This is a genomic window from Mucilaginibacter sp., assembly GCF_028288225.1.
In the GTDB taxonomy this organism is placed as follows: domain Bacteria; phylum Bacteroidota; class Bacteroidia; order Sphingobacteriales; family Sphingobacteriaceae; genus Mucilaginibacter.
In genome coordinates, this window is sequence record NZ_JAQBOC010000016.1 from 52,229 (window position 1) to 69,937 (window position 17,709).

Sequence of the window (17,709 nt, forward strand, 5' to 3'; positions counted from 1 at the left end):
AGTCCATGGTCGATGGTCCATAGTCCATAGCCTGAGCATAGATGAAAGCCAGGTTGCATATAATTAAACTATGGTCCATGGACTATCGACCATCGACTAATTGCCTCCCAGCACCTCATCAATTATTCCAAACTCTTTTGCCTCGGCGGCTACCATCCAAAAGTCGCGGTCTGATACATCATGGATCTTTTGGTATTCCTGGCCGCTGTGTTTTGCAAGGATGGTGTATAGCTCTTTTTTTATTTTCAACACTTCGCGGGCGGTTATTTCAATATCAGATGCCGGACCCTGCACACCGCCTAGTGGTTGGTGAAGCATTACCCTTGAGTGATTCAGGGCTGCGCGTTTACCTTTCGCACCTGCGCATAGTAACACAGATGCCATTGATGCCGCCAGGCCGGTGCAAATAGTAGCAACATCAGGGCTGATCAACTGCATGGTATCATAAATCCCATATCCGGCATAAACCGATCCGCCCGGGCAATTAATATACATCTGGATATCTTTTTTAGGATCTGTTGATTGAAGAAACAGTAACTGTGCCTGGATAATGTTGGCCACATTATCATCCACAGCATTTCCTAAAAATATGATCCTGTCCATCATAAGGCGCGAAAAAACATCCATTTGGGCCACCCGCAATTCACGTTCTTCGGTAATGTAAGGCGTTTGGGCCATTAGCGGATTGCTGCCTGAAACAGCGGCTATGTAATTATCAAGCGGCTGGGTTTTGACATGGCAATGCCCCGCCGCAAATTTGCGGAATTCATTTTTATCGATATTCATAATTTACTGGGTTATTGTTTTGAAAAGATCTGCCTTATTTTTTCACTAAAGCTTTTATGCCGCGCCTGATTGAAAAGGCTTTGGTGTACCACCTCAATTTCCTGCTTAAGCTGATTGCGGCCATATAATTTAATTATATTATAGGCAGCTTTTTGCCAATGCAGCTTATCGCTCAGCTCATTGTCGAGCAATAGCTTTGCTTCAAATACCAGCGTATCGCCGGGGTTTGTGAGCTGCAACAGGTGTGCCTCTATCTGTTCGGTTTCAATTAAGGAAGTCCTCATAGGTCAATGATCTTTCTTTAATGGTTTCTCTTGCTTTTTCCAAACATTTATATTTCTGCACAGTTGCCGATCGCACACCTGAAAATCCAAATAGTTTAGCAGCATCAGCAAGCGGCAACTGGTCATAATAAAAGGAGCGAAGCAGTTCCATGCACTTTTTTCCGGCTGTTTCTAAAAAGTGCATCAGCTTTGACTCCGATGGCTGATCATCATCTATATTAAAGGTTATATCAATGCCATCAAGTGAAGTATTATGACTATTATCCTTAAATTTTCTGAGCCATAAATGCTTGCTTATGCCCACCAGGTAAGCCTTCTCATTGGTGTTAATTGCAATAGCAGAAGCCACCGCCTTTTCATAATAGATCACCAAAGCATCCTGGAAAATATCCTTCGCGTCATCAAAAGAGCCGCCCATTTTGCTAATGTATTGTGCTACAGACGGAAATGCGTTTTTATATAAGGCTATAAAAAGCTTTTCCCTTTGTGCTGCAGCCCGAATCAAAATATTCATCTCCGGCATAATTTTATTGTTTTAATAGTAAGTGCAAATTTGGGGTTAAGTATCACCTTTTATTTGTGACTTATTTTTTATAGCCATCTATTTTTGCATACTCGTCCAAAACTTTATAATTTCCTTCTTTGTCTATTACTATATAAGCGGGCACTCCAACATCGCTTAATGGTATTGAAACGGAATAGCCGATTGCCAGCTGTCCCCTGGTTTTATTGTAGCCTATATAATCCGGGCTGAATAATATTGCGTATTTCTGTAATTGCTCATAAAGCATATGATTGAAATCAATTTTCTTAAAAGTTTTATTGAGTAACGTATCCTTATTTCTAATTAACATGATTTGCGATGCGAAATTATGGGTAACAAACTCTTTTTTGCCTTTTTTGCTCCAATCATAAAGTGCAGGAACAATCAATGAGCTATCGTGCAAGCAATAATATTTGCATTGTAAGAATAGGGTGTCGCTACCATCTGCAATGGTTCTATCAATATTTTGAATTTTGTTGTACGTGGTTAAATAATCTTTTTTTACTTCATCATATGATTCTTCATCCTGTTCGCTGTCGGGCCGTTCACCTTGCGCCATTTGCGAATCAATATTTTTTTGCTTTTTGAGACTGTCGGTCGCTACCTGGTTGTTAACTTTTGCCGGGTGTTTTTCGTTGCAACCGGTAAATATTAAAATGAGTGCAACTGCACTTAATGTTTTTTTCATCGTCTAAAATAAATAATTCTTATTGACCGCTACTCCTTCACCGCCGTCACCTTTGCATTTGTTCCCGTTTTTGTTTCAAATACAAGTTCCTTATCACTCGCTTTAGTAATATAAAATGAAAAGCTGCGCGTTGTGCCATCCGGCAAATTCTCATTGATCATGATCTTATCTCCATCGGCCACAAATTTGCCATGTGATAATGGTTTTCCAGCCCACATGATCACGTAGGTACCATCCTTTGAAAATTCAATAGATGCGCCTTGTCGTTTTAGTTCATCTGCGGGTATATCGGGAGAATCGCCTTGTGGGTGCTCAATTTTAATATAATCCCATTTACCGTACAGCCCACCGGAATTTACTGATGGTTTGCAGCTGATAAAACAGGTGACACAAACGAATAATGTAAGGAATTTTAGCTTCATCATATCAGCAACTAATTTAAGTTATTAAATAAAATTTTGTTTATTTGTTTTAAGTGTTATTTTTACAATTATAAACCAATTAACTCATCGTGAAGAAAATTCTTACCTTATGTTTAATCTGTGTGGCAATGTGTGCATACAGTCAGCAGGAAACTGCAAGCCTGGCAATCAGCAATGATTCAAAGCTAACCATCAGCAAATACATTTACGGGCAGTTTGCCGAACATTTGGGACACGGCATTTATGGTGGCTTTTGGGTTGATAAATCATTGCCTGTTGAAAAGCAGGACCGCATCAGGCTTGATGTGGTGAATGCACTTAAAAAAATAAAGATCCCGAGCCTGCGCTGGCCCGGCGGTTGTTTTGCCGATGAATACCATTGGCGCGATGGTATTGGTCCGCGTGAGCAAAGGCCAAAGATGGTAAATACCAACTGGGGCGGCACAACCGAAGACAACAGCTTTGGTACGCATGAGTTTCTTGAGCTTTGCAGCCTGCTTGGCACCGAACCTTACTTTGCTGCAAATGTTGGCAGCGGTACAGTGGAGGAAATGTCAAAATGGATTGAATATACAAACTCAAACAGCACAAGTACTGTTGCGGAAATGCGCAAGCAAAACGGCCATCCCGAGCCGTACAAAGTTACTTTTTGGGGAATAGGAAATGAGAGCTGGGGCTGCGGTGGTAACATGACGCCTGAGTATTATGCCAATGAATATAAAAAGTATGCAGCATTCGCAAAAAATTATCCGGGAGCGCCCTTGAAAAAGATAGCCAGCGGTCCGAATTCTGACGACTATAACTGGACAGAGGTAATTATGAAGAACATTCCAAACTGGGATATGTGGGGTATTTCTCTGCATTATTACACCGTGCCTACCGGCGATTGGGGACATAAGGGGTCAGCAACCAGCTTTAACGAGAGTGAGTATTTTGAAACCATGGTTAAAACTCTGAAAATGGAAGAGCTTGTTAACAAACATGCCGCCATTATGGATAAATACGATCCAAAGAAAAAGGTAGCATTGGTGGTTGACGAATGGGGTGTTTGGACAGATGTTGAACCCGGTACAAATCCTGGGTTTCTATACCAGCAAAACAGCCTGCGCGATGCATTGATTGCATCAACAAACCTGAATATTTTTAACAACCATTGCGACAGGGTTAAGGGAGCTGCTTTGGCACAAACTATAAATGTTTTGCAGTCACTTATTCTTACCGATAAGGAGAGAATGCTGCTTACCCCAACTTACTATATCTTTGATATGTATAAGGTGCACCAGGATGCCAAATATTTACCGATGCAATTAACCTCTCCTGATTATGTGATGGGCGATAAAAAGATCCCTGCAATAAATGTTTCGGCATCGCAGGATGCGCAGGGCAAGGTGCACATCTCCCTGACAAATCTCGATCCGCATAAAAACATTACCATAAGCACAAGTCTGAAGGATATTAAATGGAAAACAGTAACAGGGCAAATTCTAACATCAGCCAATATTACTGATATTAATACATTTGATAAGCCCGACAAGCTGCAGCTTGAAAATTTTAAAGGCGCTAAAAAGGATGGCGATAATTTAGTGCTAGTGATGCCCGCAAAATCTGCAGTTACGCTGGAGTTGGAGTAATGTAACGTTTATTCGTAGGGGCGTATTGCATACGCCCTCGCCGACAAAATCGTTACTGTTGCGTGATGTACAGGGCGTACGCGATACGCCCCTACAATGAAATCTGTAAAGGAATTGCCATAAGGTAATTTTTACCGGGCAGAAATAATATATTTTTGCCGGTATGAAAACCAAATTCGACACTTCAACCTGGGCGCGTAAGGCACATTTTGAGTTTTTCAGCAAATTTGAAGATCCGGTTTATGGAGTTTGCGTAGATATTGATTGCACAACGGCTTATAAGTTTGCCAAAGAAAAAGGCGTTTCATTTTACCTGTATATGCTTTACAAATCATTAGCAGCCGCCAATACTATTGAGCCGTTTAAATTACGGATTGATGGCGATGAGGCGTTTATTTACGAAAGGGTAGATGCCGCTTCAACCATAGGGCGTGCTAACGGAACTTTTGGTTTCGGTTATATTGATTACAACCCATCATTTGCCGAATTTATTACGGCCGCTAAAATAGAAGTTGAGCGCGTACAAAGCAGGAATGATTTGGAACCGGCAAGCAGGCAAAACATAATCCGTTTTTCGTCATTACCCTGGATAGATTTCACATCGCTATCGCACGCTCGTATGTTTGCGGTTGATAAAGACAGCAGCCCAAACATTTCGTTCGGTAAAATGACGGAGAAGTATGGTAAAAGATCAATGCCAATGTCTGTTCATGTTCATCATGCCCTTGTTGATGGTTTACATATCGGGCAATATATTGATTGCTTTCAGGAGTTAATGAAGGGTGTTTAATGAGGGATGAGATGCAGAGACGCGACTCCTCGCGTCTCCATCAGGTAGTTACAACATTTTTCTTCGCGTTCTTCTCATCTTCTCCTCAGCCTGTTTTACTTCGTCTTTTTCGCTAAGGGGAGAATCTGTTCTAAGATGCTCATGAGCATTATCATGCTTTGACATTGCCTTGTGCTCGCCAGGTTTTTTGCTTATTGTTTTCATGGCTCTGTATGTTAGATATAAGAATAACTACAGCACTTCGCTAATTGTTTACAATTGTTTATATTTTATTTTTTGCGGTGCTTGTGAACGTTAAAAGTATAAAACATATTTGGTAAACTTTATCACACTTTTGTAACAACCGGCAGCCCTTGTCATCTAAATATTACTATACAGCCAAGGTACTACGGATTAATGCTGTAAGTTTTCGTAAAGGCCCGCACCTCAAGGGCTTCGGATTTAATCTTAAAATTTTTCAATCTAAAAAAAAATGAATCAACAATTTCTTGTTTCACTGTGGTGGGTACTGCCCGTCGTAGTAATTTTTGTTATGTACAAATCTGTTTTGCGTGTTTTTTTCGGTATGATCATAGTGCCGGATGACCGCATTGGTTTAGTGGTAAAAAAGTATGCCCTTTCGGGCGATAAGCGCTTGCCCGACGGTCGTATTATTGCCATAAATGGTGAAGCCGGCATGCAGGCAAAAGCGCTTGCACCGGGTTTATACTGGCGTATGTGGCCCTGGCAATACACCATTACTATGGAATCTTTTACCATTATTGAACAGGGTAAGCTTGGCCTGGTTAAAGCCAAAGATGGCTCACCCATGGATATGGGCCGTGTATTGGGCAAGCCCGTTGATTGCGACAAGTTCCAGGATGCAATTGCGTTTCTGAACAATAAGGGGCAAAAAGGTCCGCAGGCAGCTTTTTTAACCCCGGGTAGTTATCGGATCAATACCTTTTTGTTTGAGATAGTTATGGTTCCTATTACCCAGGTCCATGAGAACAAAGTTGGTATAGTTACCACGCTGGATGGTGAGCCGCTTGACAAAGGCGAAATTGCCGGTGTATCTGTTGCAGGGCACAAAAACTACCAGGACCCAATGGCATTTATTAATGCCGGCGGTATGAAGGGTTTACAAGAAGACGTGATACTTGCAGGTACTTATTACCTAAATCCATGGTTTGTTATTGTTGAACAGGTAGATATGATCTATATCCCGATTGGTTACGTAGGTGTGGTAAACTCCTTTGTTGGGCCCGAGGGAAAAGATACCAGCGGCGAAGGCTTTAAGCATGGTAACATTGTTAAGCGTAATGAAAAAGGGGTATGGGATCAACCGCTTGATCCTGGTAAACACCCGGTGAACATTTATACCCATGCGGTGGAGGTTGTACCAACAACCAATATTGTACTAAACTGGGCCGACAGTCGCACAGAAGCGCATGAGCTTGATAAAAACCTGTGTACAATTACCGTGCGTTCATCCGATGGTTTTACATTTAACCTTGATGTATCGCAGATCATCCACATTCCGCGTAATGAAGCGCCAAAAGTAATTGCGCGTTTTGGTAATATGAAGAACCTGGTTTCGCAAGTGCTGGAGCCAACTATTGCCAACTACTTCCGTAACTCGGCACAAAAAAGCGACGTGATAGAGTTTTTGGCAAACCGGATCCAAAGGCAGGATGATGCAAAATTGCATATTAGCAAGGTATTGGATGATTACAATGTGGTAGGGGTGGATACGCTGATCGGCGACATTGTGCCTCCGCCGGCATTAATGAAAACCTTAACCGACCGTAAATTAGCCGAGCAGGAAAAGGTAACGTATGAGATCCAGCGTCATGCTCAAATTGAGCGTAAAGAGTTTGAAAGCGCCAAAGCAGGTGCCGATATGCAGCCGGAAGTAGTAAAATCAACCCGCCAGGTAGAGATAAACACGCAGATGGCTGCTTCAAAAGTTGCGGCATCACGTGGTGAGGCCGAAGCCAAAACCATCAACGCCAAAGCAGATGCAGAGGTAAGGATCACGATTGCCAAAGCCGATGCAGAATCAAAAACCGTTAACGCCAAGGCCGATGCTAACGCAACCGAAGTAAATGGTATGGCTGAAGCAGCTAAAATTAAGGCGATAGGTTTATCAGAGGCCGAAGTAACCAAACAAAAAACTGAGGCCATGGGTACAGAGCAATACGCAATTGTACGTGTAGCCGAAGCTTTAGCAACGCATGGTATCAAATTAGTACCTGATATACTGGTGAGCGGAAAAGATGGTGGAGGTAGTGGTATGATAGATGCTTTAATTGGCTCTGAAATGCTTAAAAAATTGCAGCATGCCAATGGGGTGAGTAGTGAAAAAGTAAGTGGTGATGGAAAAGCAGCTAGCGAGTAACAGGTAGTTTGCAGCAGGCTCCAAATTAAACGGATCAGACTTTCGAAACTTTAAAATTTCGGAAGTCTTTTTGTTTAAACAATATTAAAGCTTTTCGATTTCTTCAATTGAAAGCTCTGTAAATTTAGAGATTTGTATAAGCGGCAAACCGTCTTTTTTCATTTCCCGGGCAATAGCAACGGCCTTCTCAAATTTTCCTTTTTCAATGCCCTTTTTTAAGCCTTTTTTCATACCCTTTTCAATGCCCTTTTCCATACCTTTTTCCATACCTTCCTTCAGTGCATAGTCCAATACATTTTTATTGTCCCATTTATATTTCATGCTGCTATCGTACATTGTTTTTTCCTCCTTTGTCAAATTAGTATATTCGGCAATACTGAACAATTTCTCAAATATGGGTTTGCGCAGGTACATTGGAATCTTATCCATCCGGCTCATATTCTTTAAAATATAAAGCCATTTGTCTAAATCAGTTTCCAGTTCAGTATCCTCTTTTACAAATTTACTTAATTCCAAATAAATGTAGCCCAGCTTATTGTAAAATATTTCACCTGTTTCCCTGTTGCACAGGCAAATATCATGCAAATATTCCTTGCCCGGGCTTATTTGTAAAGTGAAATCTTCTAATAAAGCCACAAGATAAACTTCTGTAAGATTATACGCCCACTCACTTCGCCGCCCTCTTGGAGCCTGATCGCTGATTAGCCGCGATGTATAGAACAAAGCCCTTTCTTTAAAATTACCTTGCCTGCCACGCTGCACTTCAATTAAAAATTGTTCGCCATTATCTCCCGTACAAAGCAAGTCGAATATCGCAGCACCTTCATCCTTTATATCGCCGTGGTGCTCATTTTTATTATACACAAGATCAATAATATGTTTGCGTCCCCGGAATACTTCGTTTAAAAAAGCGATCAATAAATCTTTGTTCGGCTCACTACCAAAAATTTTCTTAAATGCAAAATCAACCAATGGGTCGATGTATTTTCCGGGAGCAGCGGGTTTGGTTTCAGGCATATTCAAATATAGAACTTTGCAAGACATTTTGAAGGAAACTTCAAATACTCCCAAACCTCAATCACCCAAATGTTAAATAATGTTATCCCAATAAAAATTAAATGCCGTTTAGATATATTTACGCATGATTAGAAATATACTTATCATTTGTTTTTGTTTTTTTGGGATGTTAACTGCCCACGGCCAGTCGGTATTCAGTGGACGGTTGCTGGAGAGTAAAACCCGCGTAGTACTGCACGCAATCCGCATAGAAAATTTAAGTACCAGGCTAAAAACAATCAGCGATGACAGGGGGCAATTTAGCATAGCAGCCAAGCCCGGCGACCTGCTGGTTTTTAATGGCTTTGCCTACCAGCCGGATACATTGCTGATAACCGACATGCACGCCCGGGAGATTTTCATGGAGCCTAAAACCACATTGCTTAACCAGGTAACTATTACTGATACCAGCGGTACGTCGAAAGCAAATCCAAATGCAGTGCAGCATTATGACCCTGTGTTTCATGGGCAGGCGGTTGTTTACCAGCGCGATGCAAAATTTCTTAAACCTGTGGGTGGAATAGCCATCCGTTTACATTACTGGACAAAAGATGAGCACAGGAAGCGAAAAGCAGCTCAAACAGCTAAAGAACGCGAAATAAGCGAACACATCAGCAATATATTTACCCCTTTGAACGCGAGTAATTACGTGCCTTTAAAAGGTGCGGATATGGATAATTTTTTGATGCTGTACACCCCTGATGTTAAAGAATATACGGATAAGCGCTTTGAATTAGTACCTTATCTAAATGCCTGCTACCAAAACTGGCAAACACTCACACCGGAGCAGCGTAAAGCCGCGGATATATTTGGGAAATAGAGATCAGAGGCCGGAGGTTTTAGAGATTAGTTGTGTTAAGGGATCATCAGTTGTGTTAAGAGATTATAAAGACCAGAGATTAGTTCGCTACCAAAACTAATCTCTGGTCTCTAACCTCTGATCACTTCTTTTTAAGACTATCCGCCTTTGCCTTCGCCCTGTTTTTAAAAAATCCTTTCAGCAAAAAGTTGTGCTGCGCTGCTTCAAGGTCATCATTTAATTTAATAGAACTTTGCTGCAGGTTATTCAAAGTGCTTTGAACCTGTGCAGCGGCCTTAGGGTCGTTTAATAAAACACCCATGGCATTATCTGTAGAATTTAGCTTATTGCTGGCCTTGTTCAGGTTGTCAGTTATTGTTGATGCATTTGCAGCCGCTTGCTGCAGTTGTGTTATTGCTGCTTTTATCCGGCTAAAGGCCACGGTATCGGTAAGAACTTTATCGGCAAAGCCGCCTTTGGTATTCATTTTATTGCTAAAATGGTCAAGCTCGGTTGCCAGGTGGGCGGCGCTTGTGGTAGCCGCCTGCAGGTTTTGCATTGATTTACGCAGTTGTTCACCCATCAGACTGTCTGCCAGTAAAGTGCCTACAGTACCCTTACCCTGTAATATTTTATGACTTAACAGTTTAAAGTCTGTAGTTATTGAAAGCAGGTTTCGATTGTTTTGCTGCAGGGTTTTTAACATATCGTCTGTTGAAGTCAGCTTTTCAGCCTGTAAAACATCGCCAGCCTGCACTTCGGGGGCCTGCGGGCTGCCGCCGTCAATAACGATGATCTTATTGCCAATAAACCCGTCGGAACTGATGCGTACACCTGCATTTCGATGAATAAATTGCTGAACACTTTGATCCACCTTCATTTGCACATCAACCTGCGATGTTCCAATAAAGCGAATGCTGGTGATGTTACCAACCTTCACGCCCGAAAACCAAACATCATTTCCCTTTTTTAAGCCGGCAACATCTTCAAAAACAGCGCTTATCTGGATGTTTTTGGCAAAGCTTTTTTGCTGGCCGCCCAGTGTAAATACACCAAGTATAAATATAATAAGGCCGAGCGATAAAAATATCCCCACCGTTATTGCTTTTCTATTTTCTATTGCAGCCATAAAATATGCTATAAATATCTATTGTATAAAATTATAATCAAAAAATGGTTTTACTCTTTCGTCGTTAGTATCAAACACTTCATCAAAAGTACCTACCCGCTGAAACTGCCCGTCAAGCAGCATCGCAATGCGGTCGCCGGTTGATTTGGCACAGGTAAGATCATGGGTGATGATAATGGATGACGTATTATATTGTTGCTGAACCTGGTTTATCAGGTCGTTGATCTCTATACAGGTAATGGGGTCGAGGCCGGCCGTAGGCTCATCATAAAGCATTATTTCCGGGTTCAATATAAGCGTGCGGGCGATGCCGATACGTTTACGCTGCCCGCCTGATAGTTCTGCAGGCATTTGGTTTATAGTTTGCAACAAACCAACAGAATCAAGCACTTCCTCAACAGCCTTATCTATTTCAGCGCGGGTAATACCCTTGCGGTTACGCACCAGCGGGAATTCCAGGTTTTTCCGCACGGTCATACTATCATATAAGGCACTGCTCTGAAAAGAAAAACCTATTCTTATCCGCAGCTCCTGTAATTCTTTATCACTAATGGTGGTTACTTCCTGTCCCAATACTTCAATGGTTCCCGCGTCAGGTTTAAGCAAACCCGATATCAGTTTTATCAAAACAGATTTTCCGGTGCCTGAACGGCCCAGCACAACCAGGTTCTCGCCCTGGTAAAGGTCAAGATCAATCCCGCGCAGCACAGCAAAATCTTCAAAAGCCTTTGCAATACCCCTTATGGTGATAACCGGGTTTTTATAATCAATATGTGCTTTTTGTTTTCCCATATTTTTAACGGAAGTTACTGGTTATCTGCACAATAATAATTTCTTCAATAAACACCAAAAACATAGCAGTTACAACCGCACCGTTAGCTGCCTTACCTACACCCTCGGTGCCTTTGTTTGAATAATATCCCTGGTAGCAGCCAACAATGCCGATAGTAAAACCAAATACTATGGATTTGATTAATGAAGCTGTAAAATCAAGAAACTGTAGCGGCTGAAATACCTGCTGCATAAAACTGGTATAGCTGGTGCCTTCATTTTGGGCGACATTTAAATAGCCACCCAATAAAGCGATAAAGCCGGTATAGGTTGCCAAAACGGGTATAGTTATGGTAGTTGCTATTACCCGTGTACAAACTAAATATTTAAAAGGCTTGGTGCCCGATACCTCCATAGCATCAATTTGCTCGGTTACCCGCATAGAGCCAAGCTCGGCGCCGATGCTTGAGCCAACCTTGCCTGATGCTATTAAAGCAGTAACCAGTGGGGCAAGCGCCCGCATAATGGCTATGGATACTAATGATGGCAGCCATGATGTTGCGCCAAACTCCAGGAGCGACGGACGGGATTGCTTGGTAAATATAAGCCCCACTATAAAACCGGTAACAGTTATTAAAGTAAATGAGCGCACGCCAACTTCAAAACACTGTCTTATTATTTCTTTAAATTCAAAAGGGGGTACAAAAGCTTCGCGAAAAAAGCGAAGTATAAACAGGTGGATATTATAGACGCTGGAAAAAAAATCAGACAACTTCTGGCTAAACTTCGAACGTTTTTTATGTTTAGTGGGTGATGTGCTGCTTACTGGATCCATTAATTGTGATAAAAATAAATGCAAATTATCTTGCTAAACTACAAACAATCCTACCAGATGTTTGATGGTTTGAACCGGGTGCCCAAATTAATAAGGAATAAAACTTTTTAAACTGTTTATGAACCTCAAGAAATGACCCGGTAAATTGTAATAAAAGTATTACACCCATTAGAAATAAAAATATGTAAATATGGGTAAATTACATCAATTAATAATATATATAGATTAATTTAAAATTAAGAAATGTAAAAATAATATTATGTCAAACCTCTTAATTGCAATTACTTTTGTACGATCAATTATAAACTAATTGCCTTATTATAAGCATTTAAATAGCAATTGCCGCAGGCTCTTGTATGTTTTCTGTTACCTTTTTATTGGCGAAGCGTCGTACCCAAAGCTATGTAAATTGCCGTTTTACTAATAAACGTGCCGAAAAGTTTTGTAGGTGCAAACCTAAGTTTTATTGGTACAAATAAGTTACATGAGTTTGAAAATTACATCCTTGAATTGTAAAATTTTGTTATTTGGGTTTTCAATGCTTTTTATAACGGGCTTTGTGGTACTCAAAATAACCGGTTTCAGTTTCGCACCGGATAATTGATGGATAATATTGCACCTGAAACTAGACAATAATTAGCATATTGTAAAGATTAATTACATGAAAAAAAAATACATCCCGCTCCTGGTAATATTACTCAACTCCTGCGTGAAGGCGCAGCTTAACAATCCCTGTGACCTACGGGCTACTAAAGAAACTAAGGCACTTTTTAACAGTATGCAGCGCCTGGTAGGAGCGGGGGTAATTTTTGGTCACCATGACGATGCCGGTTACGGTGTTAACTGGAAATTTGCAGATGACAGCTCGGACGTAAAAGCTGTGACCGGAACGTACCCCGGATTGTATGGCTGGGACCTGGCAAAAATTGAGCACGACAGTACAAAAGACATTAATAAACTACCGTTTGATCTGCAGAAAAAGCGGGTAAAAGAAGCCTATCAGCGGGGAGGGATCAATACATTTTGCTGGCACATGGATAACCCGGCTAATGGCAAAACCGCCTGGGATACTACCATGCGAACTGTGGCTGATATTATTCCCGGCGGTACATCTCATGAAGTATATGTAGGTTATCTTGATCGCGCAGCAAAATATCTTGGCGATTTGAAAGGTAATAACGGTGAGGCAATCCCTGTCCTTTTCAGGCCCTTTCATGAGCTTACAGGTAACTGGTTTTGGTGGTGTAAAAATACCAGCACGCCAGGTGAGTTTAAAACCCTATGGCAGTTTACCATTGATTACCTGCGCAATAAAAAGAAGCTGCATAACTTGCTGATTGTTTATTCTGTTGCTGATTTTGATTCGGAAGCTGAATTTATGGAACGTTATCCCGGAGATAATTATGTTGATGTGATCGGCTTTGATAACTATTGCCGCAAAGATATTGCCTTATTTGAAAAGAACCTGCACAAGCGTATGGCCTTGCTGGATATTATTGCTGCCAAACATCATAAACTATCGTGCCTGGCCGAAACCGGTTACCTGAACATCCCCACTGCCGACTGGTGGACACAGGTTTTATTGCCTGCCTTAATTAAACATAAAACATCATATGTGCTTACGTGGCGCAATGCAGGAATTGAACAATATTATGCGCCATATCCCGGTCAGCTAAGTGCTGATGATTTTAAAAAGTTTGCAGGCGACGGGCATTTGATTTTCCAAAACAGACTTACACCGCTCGCAATTTATGGAAAAGTATTAAAATGATTTTATAAAACAAATGGGTAAATAAGCCGTTAGAGAGCTGTATTGTAAAAGTAAAAAATTAACTTTTAAACAATTTTACACGCAGCTTATATTTGATTTTTTATATTTGCCCCAATGAAGATCAGGAATTTTAGAGTATTGACAGGCGCTTTTTTTATGTTCATCTTTTGTGCAAAGATGGTTATATCCATTGCTCCCGTATTTCTAAACCTTGATAACAAAGTAGTTAATGCAGTGATCACTCAACTGGAGCATGAGTCAAAAACCGAGAAGAATGACCCGGAAAAGGACATTGCAAAAGACAAAAAAGTTTTCGATGAGAATTATCTCCATTCGATTGAATACATCACATTTGTTATAGAAACAAATGTATTGCACAATTTAGAGAGCTCTCTTTATACACAGGTATATCACCCTGTTGTGCCCACCCCGCCTCCGAACGCATAAAATGATTTATCCGCACTCCAGCGGACTGTTTAATTCATTTATATTTTAATCAAATTTTTCTTTTATGCAAAATGAGCATGGTGGATCTGCTATGGGCAGTCTTAACCTTCGTAAATATTTTTTATCTAAAAATTTAAAAAAGGATCTTCCTTCAAGTATTGTTGTTTTTTTAGTTGCCTTGCCCCTGTGTTTGGGGATAGCTTTAGCGTCCGGGGCGCCATTGTTTGCAGGTTTGCTCACAGGCATAATTGGCGGTATAGTGGTTGGTGCTTTTAGCGGATCGCAGCTTAGTGTTGCCGGGCCTGCTGCCGGTTTAACAGTTATTGTTTTAACGGCCATTACCACCCTGGGATCGTATGAAGCTTTTTTACTCAGCCTGGTTATTGCCGGCGTTTTACAAATAGTGTTTGGTTTAATAAAAGGCGGAACTATTGCCAACTACTTTCCTTCGGCGGTAATTGAGGGGATGCTGGCTGCAATTGGTATAATTCTTATTTTAAAACAGTTTCCTCACGCGGTAGGCTATGACGCCGACTATGAGGGTGACGAAAGGTTTAGCCAAGCAGACGAGCACAATACCTTCTCAGGAGTATTGGGGGCATTATCAAAAATAAATTATGGTGCAGTTATCATCACAATGGTATCAATTGCACTTATGATATATTGGCCGCGGATTAAAAAGCTTGCCGTGATACCTGCACCGCTTATGGTAGTTTTAGCAGGGATTGGCTTAAGTATGCTTTTTGCTAACAGCGGTTTTGCCTTGCTGGAAAAACAGTTTGTACAGATCCCCGTTGTAAACAGCACAGCCGAATTTATGGCGCTGTTTAAAAGTCCTGATTTTAGCGTTATTGGTAATAAGCAGATCTGGATAACGGCCTTTACCATTGCAGTTGTAGCCAGCTTAGAAACCCTGCTTAGCCTGGAAGCCTGTGATAAGATAGATCCGATAAAACGGATCTCGCCTACTAACCGTGAGCTTGTGGCGCAGGGTATAGGCAACGTAGCAAGCGGATTATTAGGCGGCCTGCCGATGACAGCGGTTATAGTGCGCTCATCAGCCAATGTTAATGCCGGCGCCCGCACCAAGATCAGCGCCATTGTGCATGGTTTCCTGCTGCTGATTTCATTACTGTTAATCCCCGCAGCAATTAATTATATCCCGCTATCATGTTTGGCGGCTATCCTGCTGATCACAGGTTATAAGCTGGCGCGGATAAGTTTATTTAAACACATGTGGCATAAAGGACTTGATCAGTTTATACCCTTTGTGGTGACTATTGTTGCCGTTGTTTTTACCGACTTGCTGATAGGTGTGGGTATAGGGATGCTTGTGGGGGTGTTTTATATACTGCGTACCAATATGCGCAACCCATATTTTTATCATATAGATAAAAACGGAGACAAGAAAACCATAAGAATACGGCTTGCCGAAGAGGTTTCTTTTTTAAATAAGGCTGCCATTCAAATTACCTTAACCAGCCTGCCCAAAGGTTCGGACGTGATTATTGATGGCTCCAATTCGAGGTATATTGACCAGGATGTTCTGGAGATAATTCAAAATTTTAAACACAATGCTTATACCAAAGGGATAATTGTACAACTGCAGCAGGTGAAGGAAAAGTATGATGTACCCCCCTTAAAACAATTAATGTATAACCCCAATTAAAATTTTATGACAATGTTAGTTAAAGAAAATAAAGCAGATAATAATAGCAACTATATAAAACCGGTAATTGATACCAAACAACTAAAACCGGTACAAACGGATAATTATATATCCTTGCTTAAAGGTAATAGCGAATGGGTGAGCAATAAGCTTAAAGAGGACCCTGATTACTTTAATAAGCTATCTGCCGGGCAAAGCCCGGAAGTGCTTTGGATAGGCTGTTCAGACAGCCGTGTACCGGCAAATGTTGTTACCGGTACCCAGCCCGGAGAAATATTTGTACACAGGAATATTGCCAATGTATGCGTGCATTCAGACATGAATATGCTGAGTGTGCTTGATTATGCAGTAAATATATTAAAGGTTAAGCATGTTATAGTAGCTGGCCATTATGGATGCGGCGGGGTAGCTGCGGCATTAAGCAATAAACAGTTTGGATTGATTGATAACTGGTTGCGAAATATAAAGGATGTATACAGGCTGCACAGTCATGAACTCGACCGGATTTCAGATGAAACGGTAAAGCTTAACCGTTTGGTTGAGCTGAATGTGATGGAGCAGGTTTATAATCTGTGCAAAACAAGCATTATTCAAAATGCCTGGATGCAACGGACAGATCTGCAATTGCATGGATGGGTTATTGACCTGGCGACAGGCCTGGTTAAAGATCTTAAAGTAAGCAGCAGCGGACCGGCTAACCTGGGATATGTTTATGAGCTTGATAGTGCTGAAGCAATAATAGCTGCTCATTAACAGTATTTAATTTTTATAAGGCAGGATACAAACTTTTAGAATATGGCGATCATGTTCAGGAAGTGCAAGATCCTGCCTTTTTTTAAGGATAAGCAACCTCTTAACATTGCTTACGGTGCAATATTTTATATTATTTTTATGCCATAATGCGCTAACAGGCAAATTTTGGCATATGTTAAGACAATCAAAAGAGGACAGAACATTTAAAGAAAACCTGATGCTTGCATCGTCTACCGCTTTGGTATCGGGTATTACCAATATAGCAGGAATGATAGCCTTCCTTGCTTTTACTTCTAACATCACCGGGCATGTGGCTAACCTGGCAAAACATATAGTTGATCAGAATTTCAGAGAGATAATTGTATTTGTGATCTGGCTGCTAATGTTTTTCGCCGGAGCTTTTATTTCAAGCTTTATTGTGCGCTCATATAGTCATACCAGTTATTATAAGGCTCATTCTTTACCTGTCATTATTGAGATCATTGTTTTATTATTTGTAGCGATATATGGCCATAACTTTTACAAGGAAACCCTGTTTGAACGTGAAGTGGTGATAGGCGCCATTATATTTTCAATGGGGCTGCAAAACAGCCTTGTATCAACAGTATCCGGAGGTTTGATCAAATCATCCCATTTAACCGGGCTGTTTACTGACCTTGGCGGCGACATTGCTGAATGGGTGCACCCTAAAGCAGCCAAAACGGAAACCGTTAAAAATAAGATTTATATCAGGCTTGCTATTCTTGGTTTCTACCTCATCGGGGCAGTGTTAGGCGGCTTTCTGTTCAATGTTTTTGATTTCGCTATCTTTTATTTTGTGCCATTCATCCTGTTAACTATCTTATATTATGATGTTTCGCCGCTGGCCTTACATAAGCTAACAAAGTTGTTTTCAAGATCAGCATAAAAAATATTGATGCCTTCGAATAAATTTTGTGGTTATTTAATTACAAA

General features: G+C 41.0%; 19 protein-coding genes. 9 read left to right on the top strand and 10 right to left on the bottom strand.

Going from position 1 to position 17,709, the window contains the following annotated elements; all coding sequences use genetic code 11:
- Window positions 1–96 precede the first annotated feature (96 nt).
- From JWQ54_RS04075 to JWQ54_RS04095, 5 genes are all read right to left on the bottom strand, one after another.
- The gene (locus JWQ54_RS04075; RefSeq protein ID WP_299580608.1) at window positions 97–786 is read right to left on the bottom strand and encodes an ATP-dependent Clp protease proteolytic subunit; all 690 of its coding nucleotides are present in this window, start codon (window positions 784–786) and stop codon (window positions 97–99) included.
- A gap of 11 nt (window positions 787–797) precedes the next feature.
- On the bottom strand, window positions 798–1,070 hold the full coding sequence (locus JWQ54_RS04080) for a hypothetical protein (RefSeq protein WP_299580611.1): 273 nt from the start codon (window positions 1,068–1,070) through the stop codon (window positions 798–800).
- A complete protein-coding gene (locus tag JWQ54_RS04085) occupies window positions 1,051–1,584 on the bottom strand; it encodes a sigma-70 family RNA polymerase sigma factor (RefSeq protein WP_299580614.1) in 534 nt (177 codons plus the stop codon). Before JWQ54_RS04085 ends, JWQ54_RS04080 begins: the two co-directional genes overlap by 20 nt.
- A gap of 70 nt (window positions 1,585–1,654) precedes the next feature.
- The gene (locus JWQ54_RS04090; RefSeq protein ID WP_299580617.1) at window positions 1,655–2,302 is read right to left on the bottom strand and encodes a DUF4738 domain-containing protein; all 648 of its coding nucleotides are present in this window, start codon (window positions 2,300–2,302) and stop codon (window positions 1,655–1,657) included.
- 29 nt (window positions 2,303–2,331) lie between these two features.
- A complete protein-coding gene (locus JWQ54_RS04095; protein ID WP_299580620.1) occupies window positions 2,332–2,727 on the bottom strand; it encodes a hypothetical protein in 396 nt (131 codons plus the stop codon).
- A gap of 125 nt (window positions 2,728–2,852) precedes the next feature.
- Here JWQ54_RS04095 and JWQ54_RS04100 point away from each other — a divergent pair, with 125 nt between their 5' ends.
- Both JWQ54_RS04100 and JWQ54_RS04105 read left to right on the top strand, forming a co-directional pair.
- Window positions 2,853–4,355: an alpha-L-arabinofuranosidase C-terminal domain-containing protein gene (locus tag JWQ54_RS04100; protein WP_299580623.1), complete on the top strand. Its 1,503-nt coding sequence runs from the start codon at window positions 2,853–2,855 to the stop codon at window positions 4,353–4,355.
- Window positions 4,356–4,518: 163 nt separating this feature from the next.
- Window positions 4,519–5,145 carry a chloramphenicol acetyltransferase gene (locus tag JWQ54_RS04105; RefSeq protein WP_299580626.1) on the top strand — a complete coding sequence of 209 codons (627 nt, stop codon included), beginning with the start codon at window positions 4,519–4,521 and terminating at the stop codon, window positions 5,143–5,145.
- 48 nt (window positions 5,146–5,193) lie between these two features.
- On the opposite strand, the gene JWQ54_RS04110 is transcribed toward JWQ54_RS04105, so the two are convergent.
- Window positions 5,194–5,349 (bottom strand): hypothetical protein, encoded by a 156-nt coding sequence (locus JWQ54_RS04110; protein ID WP_299580629.1) that lies wholly within the window; start codon window positions 5,347–5,349, stop codon window positions 5,194–5,196.
- 268 nt (window positions 5,350–5,617) lie between these two features.
- Between JWQ54_RS04110 and JWQ54_RS04115 the strand changes: the two genes are divergently transcribed.
- Complete coding sequence (locus tag JWQ54_RS04115; RefSeq protein ID WP_299580632.1) at window positions 5,618–7,525, top strand: SPFH domain-containing protein; 1,908 nt, start codon at window positions 5,618–5,620, stop codon at window positions 7,523–7,525.
- Between the two features lie 84 nt (window positions 7,526–7,609).
- On the opposite strand, the gene JWQ54_RS04120 is transcribed toward JWQ54_RS04115, so the two are convergent.
- Window positions 7,610–8,542: an Rpn family recombination-promoting nuclease/putative transposase gene (locus tag JWQ54_RS04120; protein ID WP_299580635.1), complete on the bottom strand. Its 933-nt coding sequence runs from the start codon at window positions 8,540–8,542 to the stop codon at window positions 7,610–7,612.
- 166 nt (window positions 8,543–8,708) lie between these two features.
- Between JWQ54_RS04120 and JWQ54_RS04125 the strand changes: the two genes are divergently transcribed.
- A complete protein-coding gene (locus tag JWQ54_RS04125) occupies window positions 8,709–9,401 on the top strand; it encodes a hypothetical protein (RefSeq protein WP_299580638.1) in 693 nt (230 codons plus the stop codon).
- 121 nt (window positions 9,402–9,522) lie between these two features.
- Here JWQ54_RS04125 and JWQ54_RS04130 read toward each other — a convergent pair whose 3' ends face one another.
- From JWQ54_RS04130 to JWQ54_RS04140, 3 genes are read right to left on the bottom strand one after another with little or no spacing between them, the layout of a single operon-like run.
- Window positions 9,523–10,509, bottom strand: a complete 987-nt coding sequence (locus JWQ54_RS04130; RefSeq protein ID WP_299580641.1) for an MlaD family protein — start codon at window positions 10,507–10,509, stop codon at window positions 9,523–9,525.
- A gap of 18 nt (window positions 10,510–10,527) precedes the next feature.
- Complete coding sequence (locus JWQ54_RS04135; RefSeq protein WP_299580644.1) at window positions 10,528–11,301, bottom strand: ABC transporter ATP-binding protein; 774 nt, start codon at window positions 11,299–11,301, stop codon at window positions 10,528–10,530.
- 4 nt (window positions 11,302–11,305) lie between these two features.
- Window positions 11,306–12,115: an ABC transporter permease gene (locus JWQ54_RS04140; protein WP_299580647.1), complete on the bottom strand. Its 810-nt coding sequence runs from the start codon at window positions 12,113–12,115 to the stop codon at window positions 11,306–11,308.
- Window positions 12,116–12,776: 661 nt separating this feature from the next.
- Here JWQ54_RS04140 and JWQ54_RS04145 point away from each other — a divergent pair.
- The 5 genes from JWQ54_RS04145 (at window position 12,777) to JWQ54_RS04165 (ending at window position 17,662) form a co-directional block, all read left to right on the top strand.
- Window positions 12,777–13,886, top strand: a complete 1,110-nt coding sequence (locus JWQ54_RS04145; protein WP_299580650.1) for a glycoside hydrolase family 26 protein — start codon at window positions 12,777–12,779, stop codon at window positions 13,884–13,886.
- A gap of 114 nt (window positions 13,887–14,000) precedes the next feature.
- Entirely contained in the window at window positions 14,001–14,333 is a 333-nt protein-coding gene (locus tag JWQ54_RS04150; protein WP_299580653.1) for a hypothetical protein, read from the top strand.
- 91 nt (window positions 14,334–14,424) lie between these two features.
- Entirely contained in the window at window positions 14,425–16,002 is a 1,578-nt protein-coding gene (locus tag JWQ54_RS04155; RefSeq protein WP_299580787.1) for a SulP family inorganic anion transporter, read from the top strand.
- 12 nt (window positions 16,003–16,014) lie between these two features.
- Complete coding sequence (locus tag JWQ54_RS04160) at window positions 16,015–16,755, top strand: carbonic anhydrase (protein ID WP_299580656.1); 741 nt, start codon at window positions 16,015–16,017, stop codon at window positions 16,753–16,755.
- A 172-nt stretch (window positions 16,756–16,927) separates the two neighbouring features.
- Window positions 16,928–17,662, top strand: a complete 735-nt coding sequence (locus JWQ54_RS04165; protein ID WP_299580659.1) for a YoaK family protein — start codon at window positions 16,928–16,930, stop codon at window positions 17,660–17,662.
- Window positions 17,663–17,709: the final 47 nt, after the last annotated feature.

Excerpts from the sequence above, each read along its gene's own strand:
- JWQ54_RS04075 (WP_299580608.1), bottom strand. The coding sequence starts at position 786 with ATGAATATCGATAAAAATGAATTCCGCAAATTTGCGGCGGGGCATTGC.
- JWQ54_RS04080 (WP_299580611.1), bottom strand. The coding sequence starts at position 1,070 with ATGAGGACTTCCTTAATTGAAACCGAACAGATAGAGGCACACCTGTTG.
- JWQ54_RS04085 (WP_299580614.1), bottom strand. The coding sequence starts at position 1,584 with ATGAATATTTTGATTCGGGCTGCAGCACAAAGGGAAAAGCTTTTTATA.
- JWQ54_RS04090 (WP_299580617.1), bottom strand. The coding sequence starts at position 2,302 with ATGAAAAAAACATTAAGTGCAGTTGCACTCATTTTAATATTTACCGGT.
- JWQ54_RS04095 (WP_299580620.1), bottom strand. The coding sequence starts at position 2,727 with ATGATGAAGCTAAAATTCCTTACATTATTCGTTTGTGTCACCTGTTTT.
- JWQ54_RS04100 (WP_299580623.1), top strand. The coding sequence starts at position 2,853 with ATGTGTGCATACAGTCAGCAGGAAACTGCAAGCCTGGCAATCAGCAAT.
- JWQ54_RS04105 (WP_299580626.1), top strand. The coding sequence starts at position 4,519 with ATGAAAACCAAATTCGACACTTCAACCTGGGCGCGTAAGGCACATTTT.
- JWQ54_RS04110 (WP_299580629.1), bottom strand. The coding sequence starts at position 5,349 with ATGAAAACAATAAGCAAAAAACCTGGCGAGCACAAGGCAATGTCAAAG.
- JWQ54_RS04115 (WP_299580632.1), top strand. The coding sequence starts at position 5,618 with ATGAATCAACAATTTCTTGTTTCACTGTGGTGGGTACTGCCCGTCGTA.
- JWQ54_RS04120 (WP_299580635.1), bottom strand. The coding sequence starts at position 8,542 with ATGCCTGAAACCAAACCCGCTGCTCCCGGAAAATACATCGACCCATTG.
- JWQ54_RS04125 (WP_299580638.1), top strand. The coding sequence starts at position 8,709 with ATGTTAACTGCCCACGGCCAGTCGGTATTCAGTGGACGGTTGCTGGAG.
- JWQ54_RS04130 (WP_299580641.1), bottom strand. The coding sequence starts at position 10,509 with ATGGCTGCAATAGAAAATAGAAAAGCAATAACGGTGGGGATATTTTTA.
- JWQ54_RS04135 (WP_299580644.1), bottom strand. The coding sequence starts at position 11,301 with ATGGGAAAACAAAAAGCACATATTGATTATAAAAACCCGGTTATCACC.
- JWQ54_RS04140 (WP_299580647.1), bottom strand. The coding sequence starts at position 12,115 with ATGGATCCAGTAAGCAGCACATCACCCACTAAACATAAAAAACGTTCG.
- JWQ54_RS04145 (WP_299580650.1), top strand. The coding sequence starts at position 12,777 with ATGAAAAAAAAATACATCCCGCTCCTGGTAATATTACTCAACTCCTGC.
- JWQ54_RS04150 (WP_299580653.1), top strand. The coding sequence starts at position 14,001 with ATGAAGATCAGGAATTTTAGAGTATTGACAGGCGCTTTTTTTATGTTC.
- JWQ54_RS04155 (WP_299580787.1), top strand. The coding sequence starts at position 14,425 with ATGGGCAGTCTTAACCTTCGTAAATATTTTTTATCTAAAAATTTAAAA.
- JWQ54_RS04160 (WP_299580656.1), top strand. The coding sequence starts at position 16,015 with ATGTTAGTTAAAGAAAATAAAGCAGATAATAATAGCAACTATATAAAA.
- JWQ54_RS04165 (WP_299580659.1), top strand. The coding sequence starts at position 16,928 with ATGTTAAGACAATCAAAAGAGGACAGAACATTTAAAGAAAACCTGATG.